General features: G+C 45.2%; 17 protein-coding genes, 1 pseudogene and 1 other annotated feature. Of the genes and pseudogenes, 10 read left to right on the top strand and 8 right to left on the bottom strand.

Translation table 11 applies throughout. From position 1 onward, the window contains the following. The first annotated feature begins 90 nt into the window (after positions 1 to 90). The 3 genes from ccpA to CVD19_RS06105 all read left to right on the top strand — a co-directional run bounded on the left by ccpA (position 91) and on the right by CVD19_RS06105 (position 3376). Positions 91 to 1092, top strand: coding sequence for a catabolite control protein A (gene ccpA, locus CVD19_RS06115; protein ID WP_180953546.1), 1002 nt, complete (start codon positions 91 to 93; stop codon positions 1090 to 1092). 193 nt (positions 1093 to 1285) lie between these two features. Beyond that, entirely contained in the window at positions 1286 to 1822 is a 537-nt protein-coding gene (locus CVD19_RS06110) for an NfeD family protein (protein ID WP_101581079.1), read from the top strand. 12 nt (positions 1823 to 1834) lie between these two features. Next, complete coding sequence (locus CVD19_RS06105) at positions 1835 to 3376, top strand: flotillin family protein (protein WP_101580971.1); 1542 nt, start codon at positions 1835 to 1837, stop codon at positions 3374 to 3376. Positions 3377 to 3429: 53 nt separating this feature from the next. On the opposite strand, the gene CVD19_RS06100 is transcribed toward CVD19_RS06105, so the two are convergent. From CVD19_RS06100 to CVD19_RS06090, 3 genes are all read right to left on the bottom strand, one after another. Then, positions 3430 to 4602: an acetoin utilization protein AcuC gene (locus CVD19_RS06100; protein WP_101580970.1), complete on the bottom strand. Its 1173-nt coding sequence runs from the start codon at positions 4600 to 4602 to the stop codon at positions 3430 to 3432. Then, positions 4599 to 5246 (bottom strand): acetoin utilization AcuB family protein, encoded by a 648-nt coding sequence (locus CVD19_RS06095; RefSeq protein WP_101580969.1) that lies wholly within the window; start codon positions 5244 to 5246, stop codon positions 4599 to 4601. Before CVD19_RS06095 ends, CVD19_RS06100 begins: the two co-directional genes overlap by 4 nt. Before the next feature lie 70 nt (positions 5247 to 5316). After that, a complete protein-coding gene (locus tag CVD19_RS06090) occupies positions 5317 to 5949 on the bottom strand; it encodes an N-acetyltransferase (RefSeq protein WP_101580968.1) in 633 nt (210 codons plus the stop codon). A 200-nt stretch (positions 5950 to 6149) separates the two neighbouring features. On the opposite strand from CVD19_RS06090, the gene acsA reads away from it, so the two are divergent. Further along, a complete protein-coding gene (acsA, locus tag CVD19_RS06085; RefSeq protein WP_101580967.1) occupies positions 6150 to 7868 on the top strand; it encodes an acetate--CoA ligase in 1719 nt (572 codons plus the stop codon). 226 nt (positions 7869 to 8094) lie between these two features. On the opposite strand, the gene CVD19_RS06080 is transcribed toward acsA, so the two are convergent. After that, positions 8095 to 10944 (bottom strand): transglycosylase domain-containing protein, encoded by a 2850-nt coding sequence (locus tag CVD19_RS06080; protein WP_257985046.1) that lies wholly within the window; start codon positions 10942 to 10944, stop codon positions 8095 to 8097. A 147-nt stretch (positions 10945 to 11091) separates the two neighbouring features. Beyond that, positions 11092 to 11302: a binding site (T-box leader), on the top strand. A 45-nt stretch (positions 11303 to 11347) separates the two neighbouring features. On the opposite strand from CVD19_RS06080, the gene tyrS reads away from it, so the two are divergent. Then, the gene (gene tyrS, locus CVD19_RS06075; RefSeq protein ID WP_101580966.1) at positions 11348 to 12607 is read left to right on the top strand and encodes a tyrosine--tRNA ligase; all 1260 of its coding nucleotides are present in this window, start codon (positions 11348 to 11350) and stop codon (positions 12605 to 12607) included. Between the two features lie 366 nt (positions 12608 to 12973). On the opposite strand, the gene rpsD is transcribed toward tyrS, so the two are convergent. Continuing rightward, positions 12974 to 13576 (bottom strand): 30S ribosomal protein S4, encoded by a 603-nt coding sequence (rpsD, locus tag CVD19_RS06070; RefSeq protein ID WP_101580965.1) that lies wholly within the window; start codon positions 13574 to 13576, stop codon positions 12974 to 12976. A gap of 486 nt (positions 13577 to 14062) precedes the next feature. Between rpsD and CVD19_RS06060 the strand changes: the two genes are divergently transcribed. Further along, the gene (locus CVD19_RS06060) at positions 14063 to 15967 is read left to right on the top strand and encodes a sensor domain-containing diguanylate cyclase (protein WP_257985045.1); all 1905 of its coding nucleotides are present in this window, start codon (positions 14063 to 14065) and stop codon (positions 15965 to 15967) included. A 64-nt stretch (positions 15968 to 16031) separates the two neighbouring features. Here the strand turns inward: CVD19_RS06060 and CVD19_RS24620 are convergent, their stop codons facing one another. Beyond that, positions 16032 to 16187 (bottom strand): hypothetical protein, encoded by a 156-nt coding sequence (locus CVD19_RS24620; protein WP_180953541.1) that lies wholly within the window; start codon positions 16185 to 16187, stop codon positions 16032 to 16034. 80 nt (positions 16188 to 16267) lie between these two features. Between CVD19_RS24620 and tnpB the strand changes: the two are divergent. Continuing rightward, positions 16268 to 17439: pseudogene (gene tnpB / locus CVD19_RS06055) on the top strand (IS200/IS605 family element RNA-guided endonuclease TnpB). A 187-nt stretch (positions 17440 to 17626) separates the two neighbouring features. Then, positions 17627 to 18805, top strand: a complete 1179-nt coding sequence (megL, locus tag CVD19_RS06045) for a methionine gamma-lyase (RefSeq protein WP_101580962.1) — start codon at positions 17627 to 17629, stop codon at positions 18803 to 18805. Positions 18806 to 18858: 53 nt separating this feature from the next. On the opposite strand, the gene CVD19_RS06040 is transcribed toward megL, so the two are convergent. After that, positions 18859 to 19338 carry a GAF domain-containing protein gene (locus CVD19_RS06040; RefSeq protein WP_101580961.1) on the bottom strand — a complete coding sequence of 160 codons (480 nt, stop codon included), beginning with the start codon at positions 19336 to 19338 and terminating at the stop codon, positions 18859 to 18861. Positions 19339 to 19492: 154 nt separating this feature from the next. Here CVD19_RS06040 and refZ point away from each other — a divergent pair, with 154 nt between their 5' ends. Beyond that, entirely contained in the window at positions 19493 to 20128 is a 636-nt protein-coding gene (refZ, locus tag CVD19_RS06035; RefSeq protein WP_101580960.1) for a forespore capture DNA-binding protein RefZ, read from the top strand. A 35-nt stretch (positions 20129 to 20163) separates the two neighbouring features. On the opposite strand, the gene hisJ is transcribed toward refZ, so the two are convergent. Then, positions 20164 to 20970 carry a histidinol-phosphatase HisJ gene (gene hisJ, locus CVD19_RS06030; RefSeq protein ID WP_101580959.1) on the bottom strand — a complete coding sequence of 269 codons (807 nt, stop codon included), beginning with the start codon at positions 20968 to 20970 and terminating at the stop codon, positions 20164 to 20166. A 206-nt stretch (positions 20971 to 21176) separates the two neighbouring features. Between hisJ and ezrA the strand changes: the two genes are divergently transcribed. After that, on the top strand, positions 21177 to 22865 hold the full coding sequence (gene ezrA, locus CVD19_RS06025; protein ID WP_101580958.1) for a septation ring formation regulator EzrA: 1689 nt from the start codon (positions 21177 to 21179) through the stop codon (positions 22863 to 22865). Positions 22866 to 23015 lie beyond the last annotated feature (150 nt).

Genomic DNA, 23015 nt, shown 5'->3' with positions numbered 1-23015 from the left:
TCACAAACTACAGAAAAATGATTATTCTGGCACATATTGCTATAAACTAATAGGAAAATTTAGATTGTGCCCGTCAATGAAGGAGTGTGCATAATGAACATAACAATATACGATGTTGCAAGAGAAGCAAATGTTTCGATGGCAACCGTTTCCCGCGTAGTGAACGGAAATCCCAATGTTAAACCGGCAACACGCAAAAAAGTAATGGAAGTCATTGACCGCCTTGGCTACCGTCCCAATGCAGTGGCGCGGGGACTTGCCAGCAAAAAAACAACAACAGTAGGTGTAATCATCCCTGACATTGCCAGCCCATTTTTTGCGGAATTGGCACGTGGGATTGAAGACATTGCGACGATGTATAAGTACAATATCATCCTGAGCAATTCCGACCAAAACGAAGAAAAAGAACTTCATCTGTTAAATACAATGTTAGGCAAGCAGGTGGATGGAATCGTATTCATGGGCGGAAACATTACTCCAAAGCTTGTGGAAGAATTTAAAAAATCACCTGTTCCCATTGTGCTGGCCGGGTCGGTTGAAGAATCAGAAACCATCTCATCTGTGCACATCGATTATGAGCAGGCAACGTTTGATGCGGTTCAGACATTTGTCGAGAAGGGCCATAAAAATATCGCTTTTGTCGTCGGGCCTTATCATGAACCTATCAATAGGGAAAAGAAGCTGTCAGGATACAAGAGGGCGCTTGAACAAGCCGGGTATGAGTATAATGAGGATCTTGTATTTGAAGGCGACTACACATACGATTCCGGTATAGAAGCGGTTGAAAAACTGCTCGAAAACGACCCTAAACCAACGGCCATCCTTGTCGGTTCCGATGAAATGGCTCTTGGTGTCGTCCATGGCGCCGAGGATCGCGGCTATAAAATCCCGGACGATTTTGAAGTGATCAGCTCGGACAATACGCGGCTTACCCTGATGGTCCGCCCGCAGCTGACGACCATAGTGCAGCCATTGTACGATATTGGCGCGGTTGCTATGCGCCTGTTGACCAAATATATGAACAAAGAAAAAGTGGACGAGCATATCGTTGTGCTTCCGCACAGGATCGAGCAGCGCCAGTCCACGAAATAATTTCTTTGTAAGCGGAAACCCGGCATTGATCATAATGCCGGGTTTTATTTGGCCGAAAGAAAGTTTTAAATAATTGGAAGTTTTGAAACTTTATTGAAATATATCCGTATAGACTGGTAATGGAATACATATTTGAAAGGGGATGGAACTTGTTGAGTCACCATCAACCAGTGCGATGAAGGGATAGATGGTTATGGAGGTATTCGGTGTCCCGATTGAAACGGTTTATCTTTATGGCTTGATCGGATCAGGTGCTTTTACGGTGCTATATTTGTTGTTTGGTGATTTGCTTGAAGGAGTATTTGAAAGCATCCAGTTTTTACACCCCACATTATTGTTTTCTTTTCTCACATTCTTTTCTGCCGGCGGCTTCCTGTTTGAGGTTTACAGTCCTGTACACGGGATTTTGGCCGGAGTGCTGTCCGCTTCATTGGCACTCATCCTCGTCACCCTGTTAAATGTTTTTGTATTAATCCCGCTAAGAAACACAGAAGAATCCCTTGTTTACCATGAAAGTGACCTTAAGGGCCGGATTGGGACTGTGATCACCCCAATCCCCGAGGATGGCTTTGGTGAAATTTTAATCGAAAGCATCAGCGGACGGATTGCCAGGACAGCGGCAAGCTTTGACCAGACGGAAATCGCTTATGGTGAAAAGGTGCTGGTCATAGATTCAGTCAAAGGTGTAGTGCAAGTGAAAAAATATAATGAGTTTCAAAAATACTTTTAGGGAGGAAATGTAATGGGACCAATGTCGATCGTCATCGGAATTGCTGTTTTTATTGTTCTCGCCCTTATTGCCGTGTTTATCACAAAATATAAAACAGCCGGCCCGGATGAGGCACTGATCGTGACGGGAAGTTTCCTAGGGAGCAAGAATGTCCATGTGGATGAATCCGGGAACAGAATTAAGATTATCCGGGGCGGTGGAACGTTCATTTTTCCTGTATTTCAGCAATCCCGTCCATTAAGTTTGCTATCCAGCAAGCTTGAAGTGACAACTCCGGAGGTTTATACCGAGCAAGGTGTGCCCGTGATGGCAGACGGAACGGCCATCATTAAAATAGGCAGTTCAATAGGTGAGATTGCCACCGCTGCAGAACAATTCCTCGGCAAGTCAAAGCAGGACCGGGAAAATGAAGCGAGGGAAGTGCTGGAAGGACATCTTCGTTCGATACTGGGATCCATGACGGTTGAGGAGATCTACAAAAACAGGGATAAATTTTCGCAGGAAGTACAGCGGGTAGCCTCTCAGGATCTCGCCAAAATGGGCCTGATCATTGTATCGTTCACAATCAAGGATGTCAGGGACAAGAATGGCTATCTCGATTCGCTCGGCAAGCCAAGGATTGCCCAGGTAAAACGTGATGCGGACATTGCTACGGCCGAGGCCGAGAAGGAAACGAGAATTAAGAAGGCTGAAGCAGCAAAGGATGCGAAAAAAGCAGAGCTTGAACGGGCTACAGAAATCGCTGAAGCCGAAAAAACAAATCTATTGAAAATAGCAGAATACCGCCGGGAACAGGACATTGCCAAAGCCCGGGCCGACCAGGCATACGACCTTGAGACGGCGCGCGCGCAGCAGGAGGTAACAGAGCAGGAAATGCAGGTGAAAATCATCGAGCGCCAAAAGCAAATTGAGCTCGAAGAAAAAGAAATCCTGCGCCGTGAGCGCCAGTATGATTCTGAAGTGAAGAAAAAAGCTGATGCAGACCGGTATGCGGTCGAACAGTCGGCAGCCGCTGAGAAAGCGAAGCAAATGGCAGATGCCGATGCCAATAAGTACAGGATTGAAGCTATGGCGCGCGCCGAGGCAGAAAGAGTCCGTATAGACGGAATAGCAAAGGCGGAGGCCGAGCGGGCGCAGGGGGAAACGGCAGCAGAAATCATCCGCTTAAAGGGGATTGCGGAAGCGGATGCAAAACAAAAGGTTGCCGAAGCGTTCGAGCAGTTTGGCCAGGCTGCGATCCTTGACATGATCCTGAAGATGCTGCCGGAATATGCAAAACAAGTGGCGAGTCCGCTTGGGAATATTGATAAAATAACCGTTGTCGATACAGGTGGCTCTGGCGGTGCCAATAAAGTTACAGGCTATGCAACGGATTTAATGGCGACCATTCAAGAATCGCTTAAAGCTTCGTCGGGAATTGACGTGAAGGAGCTGATAGAAAACTTTTCAGGGAAGCCGGCCGTCAGAAACAGAATCGATGGCCTGGCCTTTGAAATGAAAGACGCTGACATGGAGACTCTTTCAACAGATTCAGCTCTGGTAAAACAGGATTAAGTACAACATTAATCAAAAGAGGCTACCCGGATCATGGGTGAGCCTCTGCTTATTTATACCGTTTCTGATTTTTTATTGTTCCGGATTGGGAACAGGGCTTTTTCAAGCGTCTGGGCATTTTTTTCGGTGATTTCCGGTTTTCTTGGTATGGGTGGATATAGATCCTCAGGATCATCCCAGACGAGGGGAAGCTCGACAGGTGCTTTTGGCTGCCATTGGGCCACCCACTCAGAAGGCAAACTGCCGTAACAGTTTGAGTTTTCTGTCATCTCAAGCCATATCAGTGCCCATGCACGGGGAACCACTCTCCAAATATCATATCCGCCTCCGCCGACCGCAATCCATTTGCCATTGCAGTACTGGTGCGCAATCTTGTGGGCGAGCCTCGGGATTTCCCGGTAAATTCTCATGGTCGACGACAGATGGGTGAGCGGGTCGAGATAATGGGCATCAGCCCCGTTTTGCGTCAGGATCACATCCGGCTTAAAGAAGTCAGCAACTTCTATCAGGGCGGTGGTGTAGGCATCAAGCCACGATTCATCCTCTGTAAAGGCATCGACCGGGATATTGAAGGAATATCCATAGCCCTTTCCCTGCCCCCGCTCATTTACATTGCCTGTCCCCGGGAACAGATAGCGTCCAGTTTCATGGATTGATAGCGTACAGACAGAAGGGTCATCATAAAAGGACCATTGCACCCCATCGCCATGGTGGGCATCTGTGTCAACATAGAGCACTCTTGCATGAAATTTTTCCTGAATGTATTTAATCGCGACAGAGCTGTCATTATAAATGCAAAATCCTGACGCTTTTCCCCTGAAACCATGATGAAGCCCGCCTCCAAGGTGAAATGCATGATCCACTTTTCCTGTCATCACCTGGTCCACAGCCGTTAAAGTGCCGCCGACAAGCAGGGAGCTGGCTTCATGCATATTAGGGAAAATTGGTGTATCTTCAGTCCCAAGGCCGTACCCTTCTGCTGTTTCTTCCCGGAGCTTTCCCTGGCCGGCCATCTTGACAGCATTCACAAAATTCGGGTCATGTATTAAACACAGCTCCTCTTCGGTTGACATCCGTGGAGGAATTACCTGGTCATCCTGAACCGCATTCATTTTTCTTAACAGGTCCATTGTAAGCTTCAAACGATATTGGTTGAAAGGATGGTGGCTGCTGAATTTGTAGCTGAGCAAGTCTTCTGAATAGATAAGACTTGAGCGGCAGCTCATGAAGAAACCCCCGGAAGGTTTGGCCAGAGGACCTGATGTCCGGCTTTCTTTAATTCTTCTATGATTCCCGTCGGGTTCATTGTCTGGACCCTGACAACTATGATTTTAGCATTTTCATCCGTTTTATCCGGATAAACAAGAATGCTCAGGATATTCCCTTTCCTGCGGCTGATGACAGCAGTAATGTCAGTAAGAATGCCAGTTTTATGTGGGACCTTGACTTCAATTTGCGATCCCGGCTGATGGGCTCCTGTCAATTCGACCAGGGTATGGAGAAGATCTGTCTCTGTAACGATTCCGACTAATTTTTTTTCCTTTACAACCGGCAGGCAGCTTATATGGTGTTCATAAAAAACAGCAGCCACTTCCTCTACAAAATCTAGCGGGTGTCCGGTGAGAATATTTGTTTTCATAATCGTTTCCAAGGGCTTCAGCAGATCTTCTCTATGTTCATCTATCCGGAAAATTGATGGTGCCGCATCCTTGATGTCCCGGTCGGAAACCAGTCCAATCAGCTTCTGGTCCAAATCGACAATCGGTATATGGCGGATCTTTTTTTCAGCCATCAACCGAATAGCATCCGCAATGGAATCCTCCTTGAAAAGGACTGTTACTTCCGTCTTCATTATTTCTTCTATAATCATGCTCCTGCCCCCCTACAATGGCGGAAATTAAGATTAATAGATTATTTGCACCTGCAATACAAATCGCCAGTTAATACATGAAACGGTTCATGAACCTGAGCTGGTCAAATTTCTGTATGGATTCGGGGCCGATTCTTTTTCCAATCCTGGCCATCAAACAATTGGCTGGATGGGAACTGATTTCCGGATCATCAGTAGCATACCAGGTGAGCCCACCTGCGTTCATCATTTTTTCCATGACTTTGCGGTATTCCCATACGTTCAGGCCGGTGCCTTTCAGGTCCCAGTGCCAGTAATATTCTGTCGTGATAATGGTATAATCCTCCATGGCATCGTCCATCATGGAGACAACAAGAAGGTTTTTTCCGACAGAGCTACCCCTGAATTTGGGAATGACTTCAATGGCCCCGAGCTCTATCAAATCTTCCATATTACCTTCGGACCATCTTTCCAGCGGATCCGGGTAAAGATAGGTCACATACCCGACGATCATGTGCCGGTGCCTTGCAATGATGATCCTTCCCTCCGGCAACCCGGCAATTTCGACTAAAGCTTTATGCTGCTGTGCTGCGGGACGAAAAGCAACGAGATCCTCATGGAACTCGTATCCAGCCAGCTTTTCCGGAGTAATGGGCCCTTCAATAATCAAGCTGCCGTGAGGTGTTTTAAGCTCTTTTGCATTATAGGTTTTTCTATGTTCCATCTGGTCACCACCCGAACAATTGTCAATTCTATTATACATAAAATCTAACAGATAAAAGCGCTTTCACACAATTTTCAGTATTATTCCTAAAATATTGCCGCTCCTGTTTGTGAGCTTATGAACAGAATTTTTAAAATTGAGAAAAAATAGTATTTGTACTATAATGATGTCATTACATAGTATCAAGGGGGATTGGATAAATGAATGTGGAAGCGCTGCCAGTAATAAACGGGAATCATAATTTGAAAGATTATCGTGAAATGTACGATCAGTTTGACTGGAAAGAGGCCGAAAAACAATTTTCCTGGTATGAAACCGGCAGGGTCAATATGGCCTATGAAGCCATTGACAGGCACGCCGAAGGCTTCCGAAACAATAAAATTGCTTTATATTATCAAGACGGGATCCGGAAGGAAAAGTACACTTTTAAAGAAATGAAGGAGCTTTCCAACCAGGCAGGAAATGTGCTGAAGACATTCGGGGATGTGGAAAAGGGAGACCGCGTGTTTATTTTTATGCCCCGCTCCCCGGAACTGTACTTTGCATTGCTTGGTGCGCTAAAGCTTGGTGCAATCGTAGGCCCCCTCTTTGAGGCATTCATGGAAGGCGCAGTCCGGGACCGGCTTGAAGACAGTGGGGCAAAGGTGCTGGTTACGACGCCGGAATTGCTCAATCGGGTCCCAGTCGGGGATTTGCCCGAGTTAAAGCATATTTTCCTCGTTGGCGGTGATATCGAAGAAAACGGTCCGTATATCGATTTTAATAAGAGGATGGCGGAAGCTTCAAACAAACTGCAGATCGAATGGGTTGAGAGGACGGATGGACTGATTCTTCATTATACTTCGGGCTCAACAGGGAAACCCAAGGGTGTTCTCCATGTCCACAATGCGATGGTCCAGCACTACCAGACCGCCAAATGGGTCCTTGATTTAAAAGAAGAGGACGTTTATTGGTGTACCGCTGACCCTGGCTGGGTAACGGGCACATCTTATGGAATTTTCGGGCCATGGCTCACCGGTACTTCGAATGTTGTTATGGGGGGGCGGTTTAATCCCGAAACATGGTATAAAATGATTGAATTATATGGTGTCACTGTATGGTATAGTGCACCGACATCGTTCCGGATGTTAATGAGTGCAGGCGATGAAGTGGTGAAAAAATTTGATTTAAGCAGCCTCCGCCATATTTTAAGTGTAGGCGAACCCCTAAATCCTGAAGTAGTCAAATGGGGAATGAAAGTATTCCACCTTCGCATCCATGACACATGGTGGATGACAGAAACCGGAGCACAGCTTATTTGTAACTATCCTTGCATGGAAATCAAGCCCGGCTCAATGGGCAAACCCATTCCGGGAGTCAAAGCCGCAATTGTGGATGATCAGGGAAATGAGCTGCCACCGTACAGGATGGGCAACCTTGCGATAAAAAAGGGCTGGCCATCGATGATGCATACCATCTGGAATAACCAGCAAAAATATGAATCATATTTTATGCCGGGTAACTGGTATGTCTCAGGGGACTCCGCCTATATGGATGAAGAAGGCTATTTCTGGTTCCAAGGCAGAGTTGATGATGTGATCATGACTTCAGGGGAACGGGTCGGGCCTTTCGAAGTGGAAAGCAAGCTGCTGGAACATCCGGCTATCGCCGAAGCAGGGGTGATCGGAAAACCTGATCCTGTCCGTGGAGAGATTATTAAAGCGTTTGTAGCCCTTCGTGATGGCTACGATCAGTCTGATGAATTAAAAGAAGAAATCCGCCAATTTGTGAAAAAAGGTTTTGCGGCCCATGCTGCACCCCGTGAGATTGAATTCCGTGACAAGCTGCCTAAAACAAGGAGCGGTAAAATCATGCGCCGCGTCTTAAAAGCCTGGGAACTTGACCTTCCTACAGGCGATTTGTCCACGATGGAAGATTAAGAGGCCGGCTTTAAAATATGATGGCTGGCGGGAAGAGCCGGTCAGAAAGAAATTTAGCAAAAGTAGTCGGCAATCTCGCGAAAAAAATGATAATCTTGCGAAAACTGTGTACATTCTCGCGAAAAAACCTATAATTTCGCGTAAGCCACCAATAATTAAGCGAAACAGTTCAGCAACGAAAAAGGAACCGCATCGATTTATCACGATACGGTTCCTTTTTTACTTATTATTGCCCTGTTCCGCCAGTGTTATCTGGAGGCGGAGGTGCCACCGGTGGTACTCCCGGCGGCTGGCCTGCTTCAGCTGGAGGTGCAGCCGGATTTGGAGGCGACGCCTGGCCGACCTGGACAGTGTTGGATGGCGGCGATTCGTTTCCTGCGATATCGACTGCTTTTACATAAAATGATCCGCTTCCGGCATTGTATGATAAAGCTCCGCCAGCCTTTATGCTCGCGACTTTGTGGCCGCCATTGTACACCCTGTAACCGACGATGTCATTGTCAGGGTGTGCGCCCCATGTAATTGTGGTTCCCGACAAAGTGATTCCTAAAGCTGATGGCGCCCGTCCATTGTCATTCAGCTTATCATTTGCCACAACAATATTGGACCATGCTTCCCTTTTCGGTATCAGCTGGTACGGATTGCGGATTTTATGCCCGATGATGCTTTCCATATATGCCGGGTTCAAAATTACCCCAGTGTCAGCAAATTCTGCAGGAGTTGAATCAAGTGCCAGGTACCTCTTGTCTCCCACGTGAACAAATTTGCTTGCGACAAGACTGTCATCTACTTTTGTCGGCACAAATTTCGCGTTAAATAAATCCGATTTAACCAATCCTGCACTGGAACACGCTTGTGAAGGAAGCAATCCTGAAACAGTGCAATATGAACGGCTAACAATCCCGCCAGGCATGTTGAAGCGTTCCTCAGGGTCAACGAGCTGCGGTGCAACATCGTAGGCGGCATTCAAAAGGTCTGCCCAGAGATAAATATTTCGGACTGAATAATTTAATTTTTTGTAATCTTTTTCCAATCCTTTCGGAGTATCATAACCGATCCAGGTTCCAAACGACACATTAGGGTTGGTTGCGACAAACCATGCATCATAAAAGTTGTGTCCTGTCCCGGTTTTTCCGGCCCAATCTGAATTGAATTTGAGCCGCTTATTCATGCTGGTTGCAGTCCCGCTATTGATGACATCCCGCATCATGTCGAGTGTCAAATAAGCTGTTTGCGGGCTGAATACATCGACAGGAGTACTTTTATGCTGATAGACAATATTACCGTGTTTATCAACAATTTTGTCAATCATATAGGCGTCAATGAACTTCCCGTTGTTCGCGAAGGTTCCGAACGCATTGACGTTTTCTTCAACGGTTACGCCATTCTCTATCGACCCGATAGCAGCGGCCAGATTCTCAAAGTCCTTCTTGATTAAAGAGGTGAACCCCATTTTTTCAAGATATTGGGCTGGGCGCTGATTCAAGATGTTTTTATATGCCAAAACAGCAGGCACGTTATAGGATTTCGCCAGGGCATGACGGACTGAAGTTAAACCGCTGTATTTTCTATCATAGTTCAACGGCCATGGCACTCCAGGTTTTTGAGCGTTAAGGTAAACCGGCACGTCCGGCAAAACGGAACCAGGTGCCAATTTGCCCATCTCAATTGCCGGGGCATATACAAGGATCGGCTTCATTGTAGAACCGTTCGGTCGTTTTGCATCGGTCGCATGGTTCACTTGTTCCCGCTTGAAATCACGTCCGCCGACAAAGCTGATGATTTTGCCAGTTTTGTTCTCAATCAAAATTGCCCCGACCTCTACGGGCTCCATGACGGTTTTGATTTCTCCTGTTTCAGGATCTTTGATTTGCTGTGGTTTGGCGTTCCCATAGTACGGGTAGGAAGCGGCCACCTGCTGCATCCGGTTATAAATGTCTTTGTTGACCGTGGAATAAATCTTATATCCATTCTGGCGCAGGTTGCGGTCGGCAAGCGCAAGGTACTCTTCCCGCAATGCATCGTCATTTTCAAGGTCCTTTAATTCATATCCATCTTTTTCGGCAAGAATTTTCGAAAAAATATCCGTGGCCCGTTTTTCAATTTCAAAAGTCAAATATGGATATTCCTCAACGGAATTTTCATCTGAGTATGACGTGAAATCTTTCCTGATATCATAGGCGAGTGCCTCATTATACTCTTTTGCAGTGATAAATCCGCCTGTGTACATCCTGTTTAGCACTGTTTTCATTCTTTCAAGCCCAGGCTGCAGGAACTCTCCTTCCTTTTGGGTGCCGTCTTTAGTGAACGGGGTGTACCCAAATGGGCTCTGCGGCAGGCCGGCGATGAAGGCGGCCTGCGGGAGGTTGAGGTCCTTTGCCTCAACACCAAAGATTCCTTTGGCAGCTGCCTGTACCCCCGCAATATTGCTGCCGCCGGAATTTCGGCCGAAAGTGGCAACGTTCAAGTAGGCTTCAAGAATTTCTTTTTTATCAAAAAACTTCTCGAGGCGAAGCGCAAGCAGGATTTCTTTTGCTTTCCGCTCAAAAGAAATTTCATTGGTCAAGATCTGGTTTTTGATGAGCTGCTGCGTCAGTGTGCTGCCTCCAGACTGGTTCGCCGAGTTGGAAACTTCCTGGAACAAAGCACGAAAAATAGCCTTTGGAACGACTCCATCATGCTTGTAGAAATATTCATCCTCGGTAGCAACGACCGCGTTTACAAGGTATTGTGAGACGTCTTCGAGCTTGACCTCTTCACGGTAAAGATCGGTACGCAGTTTTCCCAGGAATACATCATTGGCGAAATATAATTCCGATGTTTCTTCAAAGTTATATATATCTTTCTGCATATTTTCATAGGACCTAATTGGTTCATCCTTTACCAGTGATGCAAAATAACCTGCTCCGGCACCCCCGGCAAATCCGGCGCCAAGCAGCACGATGACCATAAAGATAAGTACTAAATTCCAGACAACCTGATAGGTGATTCTGGCTCCCTTTACAGTACGTTTATTTGTAAATAGGTTTTGCAATGCCCTGAATCTTTCTTTCCAATTCTGTTTTTCTTTATTCATTCGCATCAGTCCCCCTAAAATCACATACATTATAGCATAAACATCCATGGCAAAAACGGAAGGCATTGACATTTTTCTGATTTTCGTGCGGTATTTGACAATTGCTCGATTTTTATGGTAAAAATGCATTATCTAATTTTATATTGATTGAAAGCTTTGACGGGAACCCAGTAGTGCTTCTATCCCTGTTCCAGAAAGCCGGCGGATGCTGTGAGCCGGTACAAATAGAAGGATGAATTACCTCCCTGAGCGCCGCTGCGAATCCCACGGATAGCAGTGGACGGTTGAACCGTTATTTTTTGAGTGGAAGACTGATTGTTTTCAAGCCGGGTGGTACCGCGCATACAGCGTCCCTGCAATTTTTGCAGGGGCGCTTTTTTATTTTAGAAGAGGAGGATGCTAAATGGATTTATTAAAGGATCTCAAATGGCGTGGGATTATTTACCAGCAGACAGATGAAGAAGGAATTAAAGATACGCTTTCGACGGAAAAAATTTCGCTTTACTGTGGAATGGATCCAACTGCTGACAGCATGCACATTGGCCACTTGCTGCCATATTTGACTCTGCGCCGTTTCCAGAACGCCGGGCACCGCCCGATTGTCCTGGTAGGCGGGGCAACCGGCCTGATCGGAGACCCAAGCGGCAAAAGTGAAGAACGGAAGCTCCAAACGATTGAGGACGTCCAGCGTAACGTTCAGGGGCTGCAAAAGCAGCTGCGCCAGATTTTTGAGTTTGAAGGTGAAAATGGAGCGCTCATGGTGAACAACTATGACTGGGCCGGTTCAATGGACATCGTTACCTTCCTCCGCGATTATGGGAAGCATGTCGGCATCAATTACATGTTGGCAAAGGACACAATCGCGTCACGGCTTGAGACTGGGATTTCATTTACCGAATTTACGTACACCATCCTTCAGGGTATGGATTTTGTGCATTTGTACGACAAGCACAATTGCAGGATGCAGATTGGCGGAAGTGACCAGTGGGGCAACATCACAACCGGCCTCGAACTGATCCGCAAAATGATGCCCGAAGGCCCGAAGGCATTTGGCGTCACGATTCCATTGGTGACAAAAGCGGATGGAACCAAATTTGGAAAGACGGAAAGCGGCGCTGTCTGGCTGGACCCTGAAAAGACATCTCCTTACGAGTTTTACCAATTCTGGATCAACACAGCTGATGCCGATGTGGTAAAATACCTGAAATTCTTCACTTTCCTATCACATGAAGAAATAGAGGAACTGGAAAGAGCCGTACAGGAAGAACCACATCTGCGCAAAGCGCAAAAAGCTCTCGCCGAGGAAATGACCCGTCTTATTCATGGCGAAGAGTCATTAGAGCAAGCAATAAAAATTTCTCAAGCTCTATTTAATGGAGATGTGAAGAATTTAACGGCTTCCGAAATCAAACAGGGCTTTAAAGATGTACCGTCGTTTGATGCTCCGGCTGACGAAGAGGCTGGCCTAATAGACCTGCTTGTAGCTGCAAAAATCTCGCCGTCAAAGCGCCAGGCCCGTGAAGATGTCGGCAATGGTGCAATCTCGGTTAACGGAGAGCGTGTAACTGACACCAACTATGCGCTGTCCGCTGCCGACCGCATCGAAGGGCAGTTCACGATCATCCGCCGCGGGAAAAAGAAATATTACCTGATTAAATACTGATGCTGAAAGCTTTTCTTTACTTGAGGATATTGTGTGAAGGACACAATGAGCGGAACAAAACGAAACCTTCATAAGGGCGATGAAAGACACAAACCCGTATGGGACAGGGAAAACTGTGCTTCATAACGGGTATGAAAGACAAGATCCCCCAGGGGAAGAGAAAAACTGTCCTGCAAAGAGTTTTTTACATTACAATCCATCCAGACATGCATAATGTCCGCTTCGACATCATGCTGACGGACACACAAGCTTCTCTGAAACGATGTCACTGTATTTACCTTAATGGCTCGCCGATCGGCGAGCTTTCTTATTTGTACAAAAAAATCCCTGCACCGAAATGGTACAGGGATTTTTTTCTGGTAAAGGTTAACGTGAGTAGAACTCAACGATAAGAGCTTCGTTAATTTCAGCCGGAAGTTCAGAACGCTCTGGCATGCGAGTGAATGTACCTTCCAATTTGTCTGCATCGAAAGTCAGGAAGTCAGGAACGAAGTTGTTCACTTCGATAGCTTCGTTTACGATGTCAAGGTTGCGGGACTTCTCGCGAAGGCTGATTGTCTGGCCTGGTGTTACGCGGTAAGATGGGATGTCTACGCGTGAACCGTCCACAAGGATGTGGCCGTGGTTTACAAGCTGACGGGCCTGACGGCGAGTGCGGGCCAAACCAAGACGGTAAACAACGTTGTCTAGACGTGATTCAAGAAGAACCATGAAGTTTTCACCGTGCTTACCAGCCAATTTGCCTGCTTTGTCAAACAGGTTGCGGAACTGGCGCTCGTTCACTCCGTACATGTGGCGAAGCTTTTGCTTCTCCTGTAATTGCATTCCGTATTCGGAAAGTTTTTTACGCTGGTTTGGACCATGTGGACCTGGAGCGTAAGGGCGTTTTTCTAATTCTTTACCTGTACCGCTAAGAGAAACTCCAAGGCGGCGGGATAATTTCCAGCTTGGGCCGGTATAACGAGCCATTTAAGACTCCTCCTTTGTTTTTATTTGGTAAAATAAAAACAGTTTGTGAATGCAGCGATTATGCGCATTTTGTTTTCATGTACCTTCGCCCTAGCAGCAGCGGGTTACAAGATACACCTTCAATGGGAAGCGGCTTGCGCGCCATGAGGAACAAAATGCAATTCATAAAGCCGCCCACATAGGCTGCGATATTTTACACAAAGACCATTATATAATTTTTATAGTACCTAAGTCAATACAAATTAAATATTATGCCTAATTGCTTTAATTCTATAAAAAGTAATTTGATACAGCATTACCGATGTTTACAGGTATAAATCTTTTTTAAACAAATAAACCAAAACGCGTTATTTCTTTTTTCCTGTGCTATAATAAAGGGAGTTATGTCTATTTTTGCAAAATTTACCTTGCATTAGGTCATTGCTTAGAGCAAAAGACTCAAAAAAGTGTTTAGGAATTTAAGTGGACTAAATGGGTGATAGAGGGATGGAAGAATTCGTTGAACAAAATTTAATTCTACAATTAAAGAGCCTTTTTTTAGATTTGCTTGGAACAAATAAAGAGACAGTGTCGTATGACTTACTGCTTGAAGGCATGCTCGATCAAGTGCATTCACTGACCAAGGCTGAACAAACCATTTTTTACCGCTATGAAGAATTGAAAAATGGGTTCCTGGCGGAAGCTGCCGTCAGGCGCAGCGGAGCTCCCGCGTTTAATCCTGAATTGCGGGCATTTAGTGCCGCCGGGTATTCTGAAGACAGACTCACTAATCGACGCCCTGCCCAGTTTCCCGGATTTGAGGAATATGATCTAGTACTGTTGCTCGCCCACAAGGAAGAAATACTCGGGATCATCGCTCTGTCGGAGGGCAGTGAGGGGGAATTTCACTCATTAACGGACAGGCTCCTGAAAGATATCGCTTATGAATGTTCAATGTTTTTGACTAAAATCAAGAACCTCACAAAAATCATTGCTGAAGAAAAACGGTACAAGCAGCTATACAGGGTAACTGAGAAGTTCCACTCTACCATGAATATGGACGATGTGCTCGGTGAAATTATTTCCAGTCTTCAGGAGGCCTATCCTGTCTTTACATACTATCTTATGCTTTCAAGGGACAATCACGGGCATGGGGATTTGCCGATAAAGGATTTGGAATATAACAGTAAAAATATTACTGCGATGCAAGCCTATGTCAGCGGACACATTCAATTTGAAGATTCACTTGCCGCAAAAAATTCTATATTGTACGCACCTTTAAAAGGAAAACAAGGGGTTTATGGAGTTCTGCAAGTAATTGCACCCGACGCTCTCGTTTTTCCAGCGAGTGAGGTCGAATTCATAAAACTGCTTGCTAACACGGCGGGCAGTGCACTCGAAAATGCCCAGCTGTACGAGCAATCGAGAAGGTTGATAGCAGACTTGCAGCTGATTAACCAAACCTCCCACCGGTTGAATTCCAATCTGCGGCTGACGGACACAGTGAACTTTATGTGTGGCCAAATCCTCGACTCATTCAATGCCCGTGAAGCCGGATTCATTATTTTGGATGCCGACCATGGAGAGTTTAAGGTTCTTAAAGGCAGTACAGGTTTTTTCTTTTCTGTCGGCGCAAGCCAATATATTGAGGAGATCGGTGCCAAAATCCAGACGGGGATGGAATCGCTTTTTATCGGGGATTTTGATATTCAAGCAAGGGGCAAATCCGGCCTGTACAGGTCGATCATGTGTGTGCCAATGATCCAGAGTGATAGTTTAAAAGGGTTCGCGCTCGTCCTTCACGAAGAACCATATTATTTTTCTTTTGAAAACTTCAAGCTGCTGCAATCATTGATCCATCATTCAACACTTGCTTTTGCGAATTCCATGCTGCGCGAGGAACTCGAAAAGCTGGTCGTGACAGATCATTTAACGCGGCTTTATTCCCGGAGCTATTTGGATGAAAAGATGCATCTATCCATGATGGAAGATGACCAGGGGACTTTTATCCTGATTGATATAGACAATTTCAAGGCTGTGAATGATACATATGGCCACCAGGTAGGAGATGAAGTCCTGGTACAGCTTGCGAGGATGATCATCAGAAGCATTCGGGGCAGTGATATTGGCACAAGATGGGGCGGTGAGGAACTTGCCATCTATCTGCCAGGGGCACCGCTTGAGACTGGGGTGTTAATCGCGAGCCGGCTTGTGAGGAACGTGGAAAAATATACAAAACCAAGTGTCACCATTTCCTGCGGAGTTTCCACATGGATAAAAGGCCAGGATGACAGCTCGAAAAATTTGTTCAAAAGAGCTGACCAGGCTTTATATACCGCCAAGGGCTCAGGCAAGAACAAAGTCGTTGTCCAACGGGAGGACCAGCATCAGTTTTTGAGCACTCATGATTGAATGAGTGCTTTTTTTAATGAACCAGAGTCCCTTTAGATGTTTATCGCCTTCGGACAAGGGATGGCTACTTTCCATCTCGATTGTGCGACTGTTCGAGAGCAACTTGCAATAAATGAAAAATAGTTTGAGTACGAGTACCAAAACCATTCTTCTCTTTATAAGTATCTACTCTTTCCAATAATACCTTTGGGAATCGTAAAACAACTGTTTGTTTTTCCATGTTTTCACCTCGAAATGACATACAAATTATATCTAAAATGATAGACTATATGTATCATAACAAATAAGGAGGTGAAAGTCATGTTAGTCAATAAAGCCTATAAGTTCCGTATCTATCCAAACAAAAAACAGATTGAACTTATCAACAGGACAATAGGTTGTTCAAGATTCGCATTTAACTTCTTTTTAGGTGAGCAGAAGGATAAAGACGCTTACTGGCATATCGTTGAAGAAATGGTGCAAAACGGTCAGCTTCAATCGAACAACTGGAAGGGCAAGTGCCTCAATAAATACGAAACGGTTAAGTCTGTTAAAGAATTAAAAAAGCAGTATTCTTTTTTGAAAGAAGTCGATAGTATTGCTTTGCAGAAATCAGTGGAAAATTTAGCTGATTCTTTCGATAGGTACTATAGAAAGCAAAATAAATATCCACGCTTCAAGTCTAAAAAGAATCCTGTTCAATCTTATACAACGAAACATTCGAACGGCAACATAGCTGTTATAGACAACTATATGAAACTTCCTAAACTTGGATTTGTTCGTTTTGCGAAAAGTCGTGAAGTAGAAGGACGCATTCTACATGCAACGATTAGACGAAGTCCTTCGGGCAAATACTTTGTTTCTATAGGAACAGAAGTTACAGAACTGCCGAAAACCAATTCAGCATTCGGGATTGATGTCAAGCTTAAAGATTTTGCGGTTCTTTCTGATGGAACAACTTACTCTAATCCAAAATTCTTCCGTACATTAGAAGAAAAATTAGCGAAAGCACAACGAATCATGAACAGACGGACGGTTGGCGGTGCGAACTGGTATAAAGCCAAAATTAAAGTGGCTGGTCTCCATGAAAAAATCACAAACGCAAGAAATGATTACTTAGACAAAATTTCCTCTGAGATTGTCAAAAACCACGACATTATCGGGATGAAGGATTTGTCAGTATCTAATATGCTTAAAAATCATCATCTTGCCAAAGCCATCAGTGAAGTGTCATGGCCACAGTTTAAAACCATGATTGAGTACAAAGCAAAATGGTATGGAAAACAAGTGGCTGCAGTGGCGAAAAACTTTCCACCAGTCAGCTTTGTTCCTGCTGTGGCTATCAAAACAAAGACGTTAAAAATCTTGGGTTGCGTGAGTGGGACTGTCCAGTATGCCATACTCAACATGACCGAGATATTAGCGCAGGACAAAATCTTAAAAATGAAGCTATAAGACTTCGAACCGTCGGTGCGACGGGGTCAGCCTACTAAATAACTGAAGGATACTTCGGTGTTCGTAGGAATCTCCCCCTTCAAACAGACCGTAAGGTCGTTGAGGGGTGAGTAGTTCAAAAAATGAGTAATATGCTGCTGGTGGATATTGCTTCCATAATGGTCAGAAATATCATATCCTAAATCAGAAGTGTTGTAAGCGTTTGCAAATCGAAAGGGGATTAACATGGGCAAAAAACGATTTGAAACGGAAGTCATCCATTCAGGATATGATCCTGAACAATTCATCGGCAGTCTGGCGCCTCCGCTGTTTCAAACCTCGACTTTCACATTTAGCAATGCCGAACAGGGAGAAATGAGATTTGCCGGTGAGGAAAAAGGCTTTATTTATTCACGGTTAGGCAATCCAACTGTTCAAATATTGCAGGACCGGATTGCAGCTCTTGAAAAAGGGGACAAAGCACTTGCATTTGGTTCAGGTATGGCAGCAGTGTCGGCCATTTTGTTATCTTTAGCAAAAACAGGTGACCACATTCTGTGCTCCCAGGGAGTTTACGGGTGTACATTCGGGCTTTTGCAGCTTATGAAAGAAAAGTTCCATATTGACCACGATTTTTCTTTAATGGACAGCAGGGAGGAATTACAAAGTTCACTTCGGCCTGAAACCAGCTGCATTTACGTTGAAACGCCGATCAACCCGACGATGAGGCTTGTAAATTTGCAAATGATAGCGGAAGTAGCAAAACAAAATGGAATCCCGGTGGTGGTCGATAATACATTTTGTTCACCATATTTACAGACACCTCTTGATTTTGGCTGCGATGTTGTCGTCCATAGTGCAACCAAATATATATGCGGGCATGGGGATGTCGTAGCAGGGCTGGCTGTCGGCAGCAAAGAATTGATGCACCGGGTGGCAAAGACGACCCAAAAGGATATCGGCGGGATTATTTCCCCATTTGACGCCTGGCTGCTTCTAAGGGGGCTGAAGACACTCCCGGTACGGATGGACCGCCATTGCGAAAACGCAGAAAAAGTGGCCGCATTCCTTCATGGGCACCCCGCAGTAGATCGGGTCTTTTATCCGGGGGATAAACAAAGTCCTGATTACGAGGTTGCCCGGAAACAGATGCGGAGGCCGGGCGGGCTAATTTCATTTACGGTTAAAGGGTCAAAAGAAATTGCGCAGCTTTTCATGAACAGGCTGAACCTGATAAAAATCGCAGTAAGCCTTGGGGATGCGGAGACTCTGATTCAACACCCGGCCACAATGACGCATGCGGTCGTTCCCTCGGAAACAAGGATGAAAATGGGAATCCCGGATAATCTGCTCCGGCTGTCGGTCGGGCTTGAAGCGTGGGAGGATATAAAGGAGGATTTGGGGGACGCCCTCGATTCGCTCTAAAAAAGGAGCAGCCGGCCGGGACTAATGTCCGTATGCCGGCTGAATTATTTAAGTTACAGGACCTCCACAAGCGCTGCGGCAAATTCCTCGAGCTTCCTTTGGTCAAGCTCGTCAAAACGGTTTTTTTCCGGGGAATCAATGTCAAGAACTCCAATTACGTTGCCGTCCTTGATCAGTGGTATAACAATTTCTGATTGAGAGGCAGCGTCACACGCGATATGGCCGGGAAACTGGTGGACGTCCTCGACCCTTACTGTTTCCCTTTTGTGTGCTGCTTTCCCGCACACTCCTTTTCCAACTGGAATCCGTACACAGGCAGGCAGTCCCTGGAATGGTCCAAGAACAAGCTCTCCATCTTCCATTAGATAGAAGCCGGTCCAGTTCACCCGGTCCAAAAATTGATTTAGCAGGGCCGCTGCATTGCTCAAGTTTGCTATCGCATTTGTTTCTCCATCGATGAGTGCGCGAAGCTGCTTTATAACTAGATCATAGTTCTTTCCGCGTGCTGCATCGTAAGATTCGACTTTAAACATCGTATTTCCTCCTTATTGTTAAAAATTAATATCCATTTTATCAAATCGATCAAAAAAATGCAGACTTTGTCGTTCGGTTTATATCCGAAAATGGCTTGGCATCAAGTAAGATAAGGGTAACAATAAAAAAGGGACAAGGAAAGAGGGTCGGAGAGTGCGAAGGAATTCAAAAGACAAGATCGTAGAAGCGGCTATTTTCCTGTTTAATACAAAAGGCTTCACCGGAACCTCCATCCGCGATATCGCAGCCAGGGCTGACGTCAATGTCGCCAATATTGCTTATTACTTTAATAATAAGCAGGGTCTGCTTGAATATTGTTTTACAGTATTTTTCGAGAATTACCTGGCGGAGCTTGAAAAAGGGATTGCGAAGCTTGATCAAGGGGCGGCGGTTTGTCTGGAAAGCATCGTGTACAATCTGGTGAAATACCAGTCTGACCATCTTCACCTGACGCGTTTCATCCTGAGGGAAATGACGATTGATTCGCAGATTGTCAGGGAAATCATGTCCACCTACAATGTGAAAGAGCGTTTTTATTTTAAAAAAGTAATTGAAGCAGGATTGAAAACAAAAGAATTCCAGGCCATCTCCATTCAATTTGTCATCATTCAGCTAAAAGGCCTCTTGTCCATGCCGTTTTTGAATATGCATTATTTAACCGAGGTGCTGCACGTTTTGCCCAATGAGAAGTATTTCATAGAAAAATACAGCAATGAAATTTATAAATGGATCCATTCAGTGCTCTGCAGGGATCAGCCAGCCCGGCAAAAACATTTAGTTTCGTCGTAAAAACCGGAAGTTTGCAAACTCCCGGTTCTTTTTTGTTATGTTGCTAAAACTGTCCTGTCAATAGCAGAGAGACCCTGGCCGAGCTCTTTTGCCTGATGGGCGTCAGAACCGTATACAAGCGGAATGCCCAGGCGGACCGCTTCTTTTACGATCCAATCAGGGGGGTACGGTTCCCGGCAAAGCGGTTTTGCCGTCCCGGCGCCATTATAATCCAGCTCGTAGCCTTTTTGGCTTATCGCTGATAAAATAGCTGTTATTTCGTTTTGAAAACATCTTGAACTGGGATACTTCAATTGAAATTTACAGGCCAAAGTCATATGGCCGATCCGCCTCGGTTTATAAGGGCCCATGTCTGCCAGGATCGATTTTAGCACTGTTTGATAATATCTCTCGTGAACCATTTCGGTTGACCCATACCTTTCGGCCATGGACCCGAAGACACCTGGGCTGTAATCGAGGCAATCGTACACACCGGTATTCTGTAAGAAATGCACGGACAAAATGGCATCGTCCAAGCGAGGTCCGACCCTGTTTAAAAATGCAGTTGTCTGCTCTTCAAATCCCTCGATATAATCGATTTCCAGCCCTGCATAGATAATGATTTTCCCTGTGTAGGTGCGTTTTACCCTGTCCAGGTCAGCAAAATACTCTTCAAGCATGTCATTGTCCATCGCACTATCCCTTGTTGGGGCGGCATCGGTAAACCCGGCCGGCAAGGGAGCATGTTCAGCGAATGTAATTGTTTTATACCCAAGCGAAATTGCCATTTCTACATAGGCCTCCAAAGTATCTTTCGTCCCGTGGGGACAATACGGAGTATGTACATGGCCGTCTCTTATCATATCAAACACCCCCGACACCTAGTTTCAAACATAACGGCTTGTTTCCAAAAAACCTGTTATTTCACTAAATATATCAAAAAAAATGAAATTAATAGTCAAAAATTGTCGTTTACATGGTATCATAAATACATTAAAAAAACATTTACACTTAAGTGATGTATATAGGATCACTCGGAATTGTTTCTGAGAGGCCAGGGGGATTTAACATGGAATACATAATTGGCGCATTTGCTGTTTTACTATGCCTTTTTTTAATAGGATATTTTATGAAACGGAATTTGTTTAAAGAGGTTGACCGCTATGAAGCGTGGAAAATAGATATCATGAACCGGCCGGTGCTTGACGAGATGTCGAAGGTCAAACAACTGAACATGACAGGGCAAACGGAGCAGATGTTTGAGAGGTGGCGCCGGGACTGGGATGAGATTGTCACAAGCAAGCTTCCACATATCGAAGATTACCTTTTTGATGCTGAAGACTATATCGACAAATACCGTTTCAACAAAGCAAAGGATTCTCTTTACCAAATTGAACAGAAACTGGTTGAAATAGAAGAAAAAATTAAAAAAATCCTGTCTGAACTGAATGAACTTGTAGGCAGTGAAGAAAAGAACAGGGCGGAAATCGAAGGCCTTAAAGAGATATACCGCGAAAGCAAGAAAACTCTCTTGGCGCACCGGCATAATTACGGCCAGGCTGAAAAGAAGCTGGAACAGCAGCTTGATGAGGTCGTTGCACGATTCCAGGAATTTGACGAAAAAACTGAAAACGGCAACTATCTTGAAGCACGGGAAATTGTTTTGACCATTAAAGGCCAACTGGACAAAATCGCTTCAAGCATGGAGCTGATTCCAAGCCTGCTTCTGGAGTGCCAGACAAGCATCCCGGCACAAATCAATGTGCTAAAAGATGGCTTGAGGGAAATGGAAGGCCAAGGCTATGTGGTGGATCATCTGGATATCGAAAACAGCCTGAAGAACATTGAACTCGAGCTTGAAACCTATCTTCAGCTCCTGTATAAAACAGAGGTCCAGGAGGCTGATGAGGGAACCCGCCAAATAAAGGAACGCATTGACAACCTTATGGATCTGCTCGAGAAGGAATTCGAAGCAAAGCAATATATAAACGAGAATCAACTGCCTGTCAAAAATTTGCTCGAGACTGCGGAAGGTGAAGCTAAAAAGCTTAAGGCGGAAACTGAAACAGTCCAGGAAAGCTACCATCTATCTGAAAAAGATTTGGGAATACAAAGGGAAATTGACCAGCATCTCAACAAGCTTGCGAAGCGGTTTGAACTGCTGTCGGCAAGAGTTTCGGAGGCTGATACTGCCCAGAGCCTTCTAAGTGAAGAACTTCAGGAAATAAAAAAGCAGCTTGCATCATTGCAAGAAGAACAGAGGTCGTTCAGCGACAAATTGAGTGCCCTTAGAAAAGATGAAATGTCAGCCCGTGATAAAGTGGGAGAGCTCACCAAAAAAGCGGGAGAAATGATCAGGCTTGTCGCAAAAAGCAATCTTCCGGGAATGGCCCAGGATTACAAATACCTGCTGGATGATGCAAAGGAAAGCATCCAGAACGTATCGGAAAAGCTGCAGCAGAAACCACTTGATATCCCGGTTGTCCAACAGTACCTTGAAATTGCGGTGTTAACCGTTGAAAAGCTTGAGAACACCACAATTGAAACGATTGAAAATGTCGTGCTTGCTGAAAAAACAATCCAGTACGGCAACCGCTACCGCAGCAAATATCCTTCGGTGGCAAAAGGGTTGCAGGAAGCGGAGCAATCCTTTCGCAGCTATGATTACCGCCTAGCACTTGAGCAGGCTGCCACCTCGATTGAAGAAATCGAACCTGGTGCACTGAAAAAAATTGAAAAAATGCTTAATGAAGGATAACAAGCCAGGCCTCCAATCTACCGGATTGGAGGCCTAGTTTTTTACAGAGAATATAACAGTAGTCCCGTGCACCTAGGTCTAATAAGCAACTCATTTTCAAAACAGGCGGTTTATGTTAAGATTGACAGTCAGTAATAGGAATACAGGCTT

The sequence above is a fragment of the Bacillus sp. T33-2 genome, assembly GCF_002860205.1.
Taxonomy (GTDB): domain Bacteria; phylum Bacillota; class Bacilli; order Bacillales; family Cytobacillaceae; genus T33-2.
Note: the sequence above shows the minus strand (reverse complement) of the source record. Positions and strands in the feature narration are given on the sequence as shown.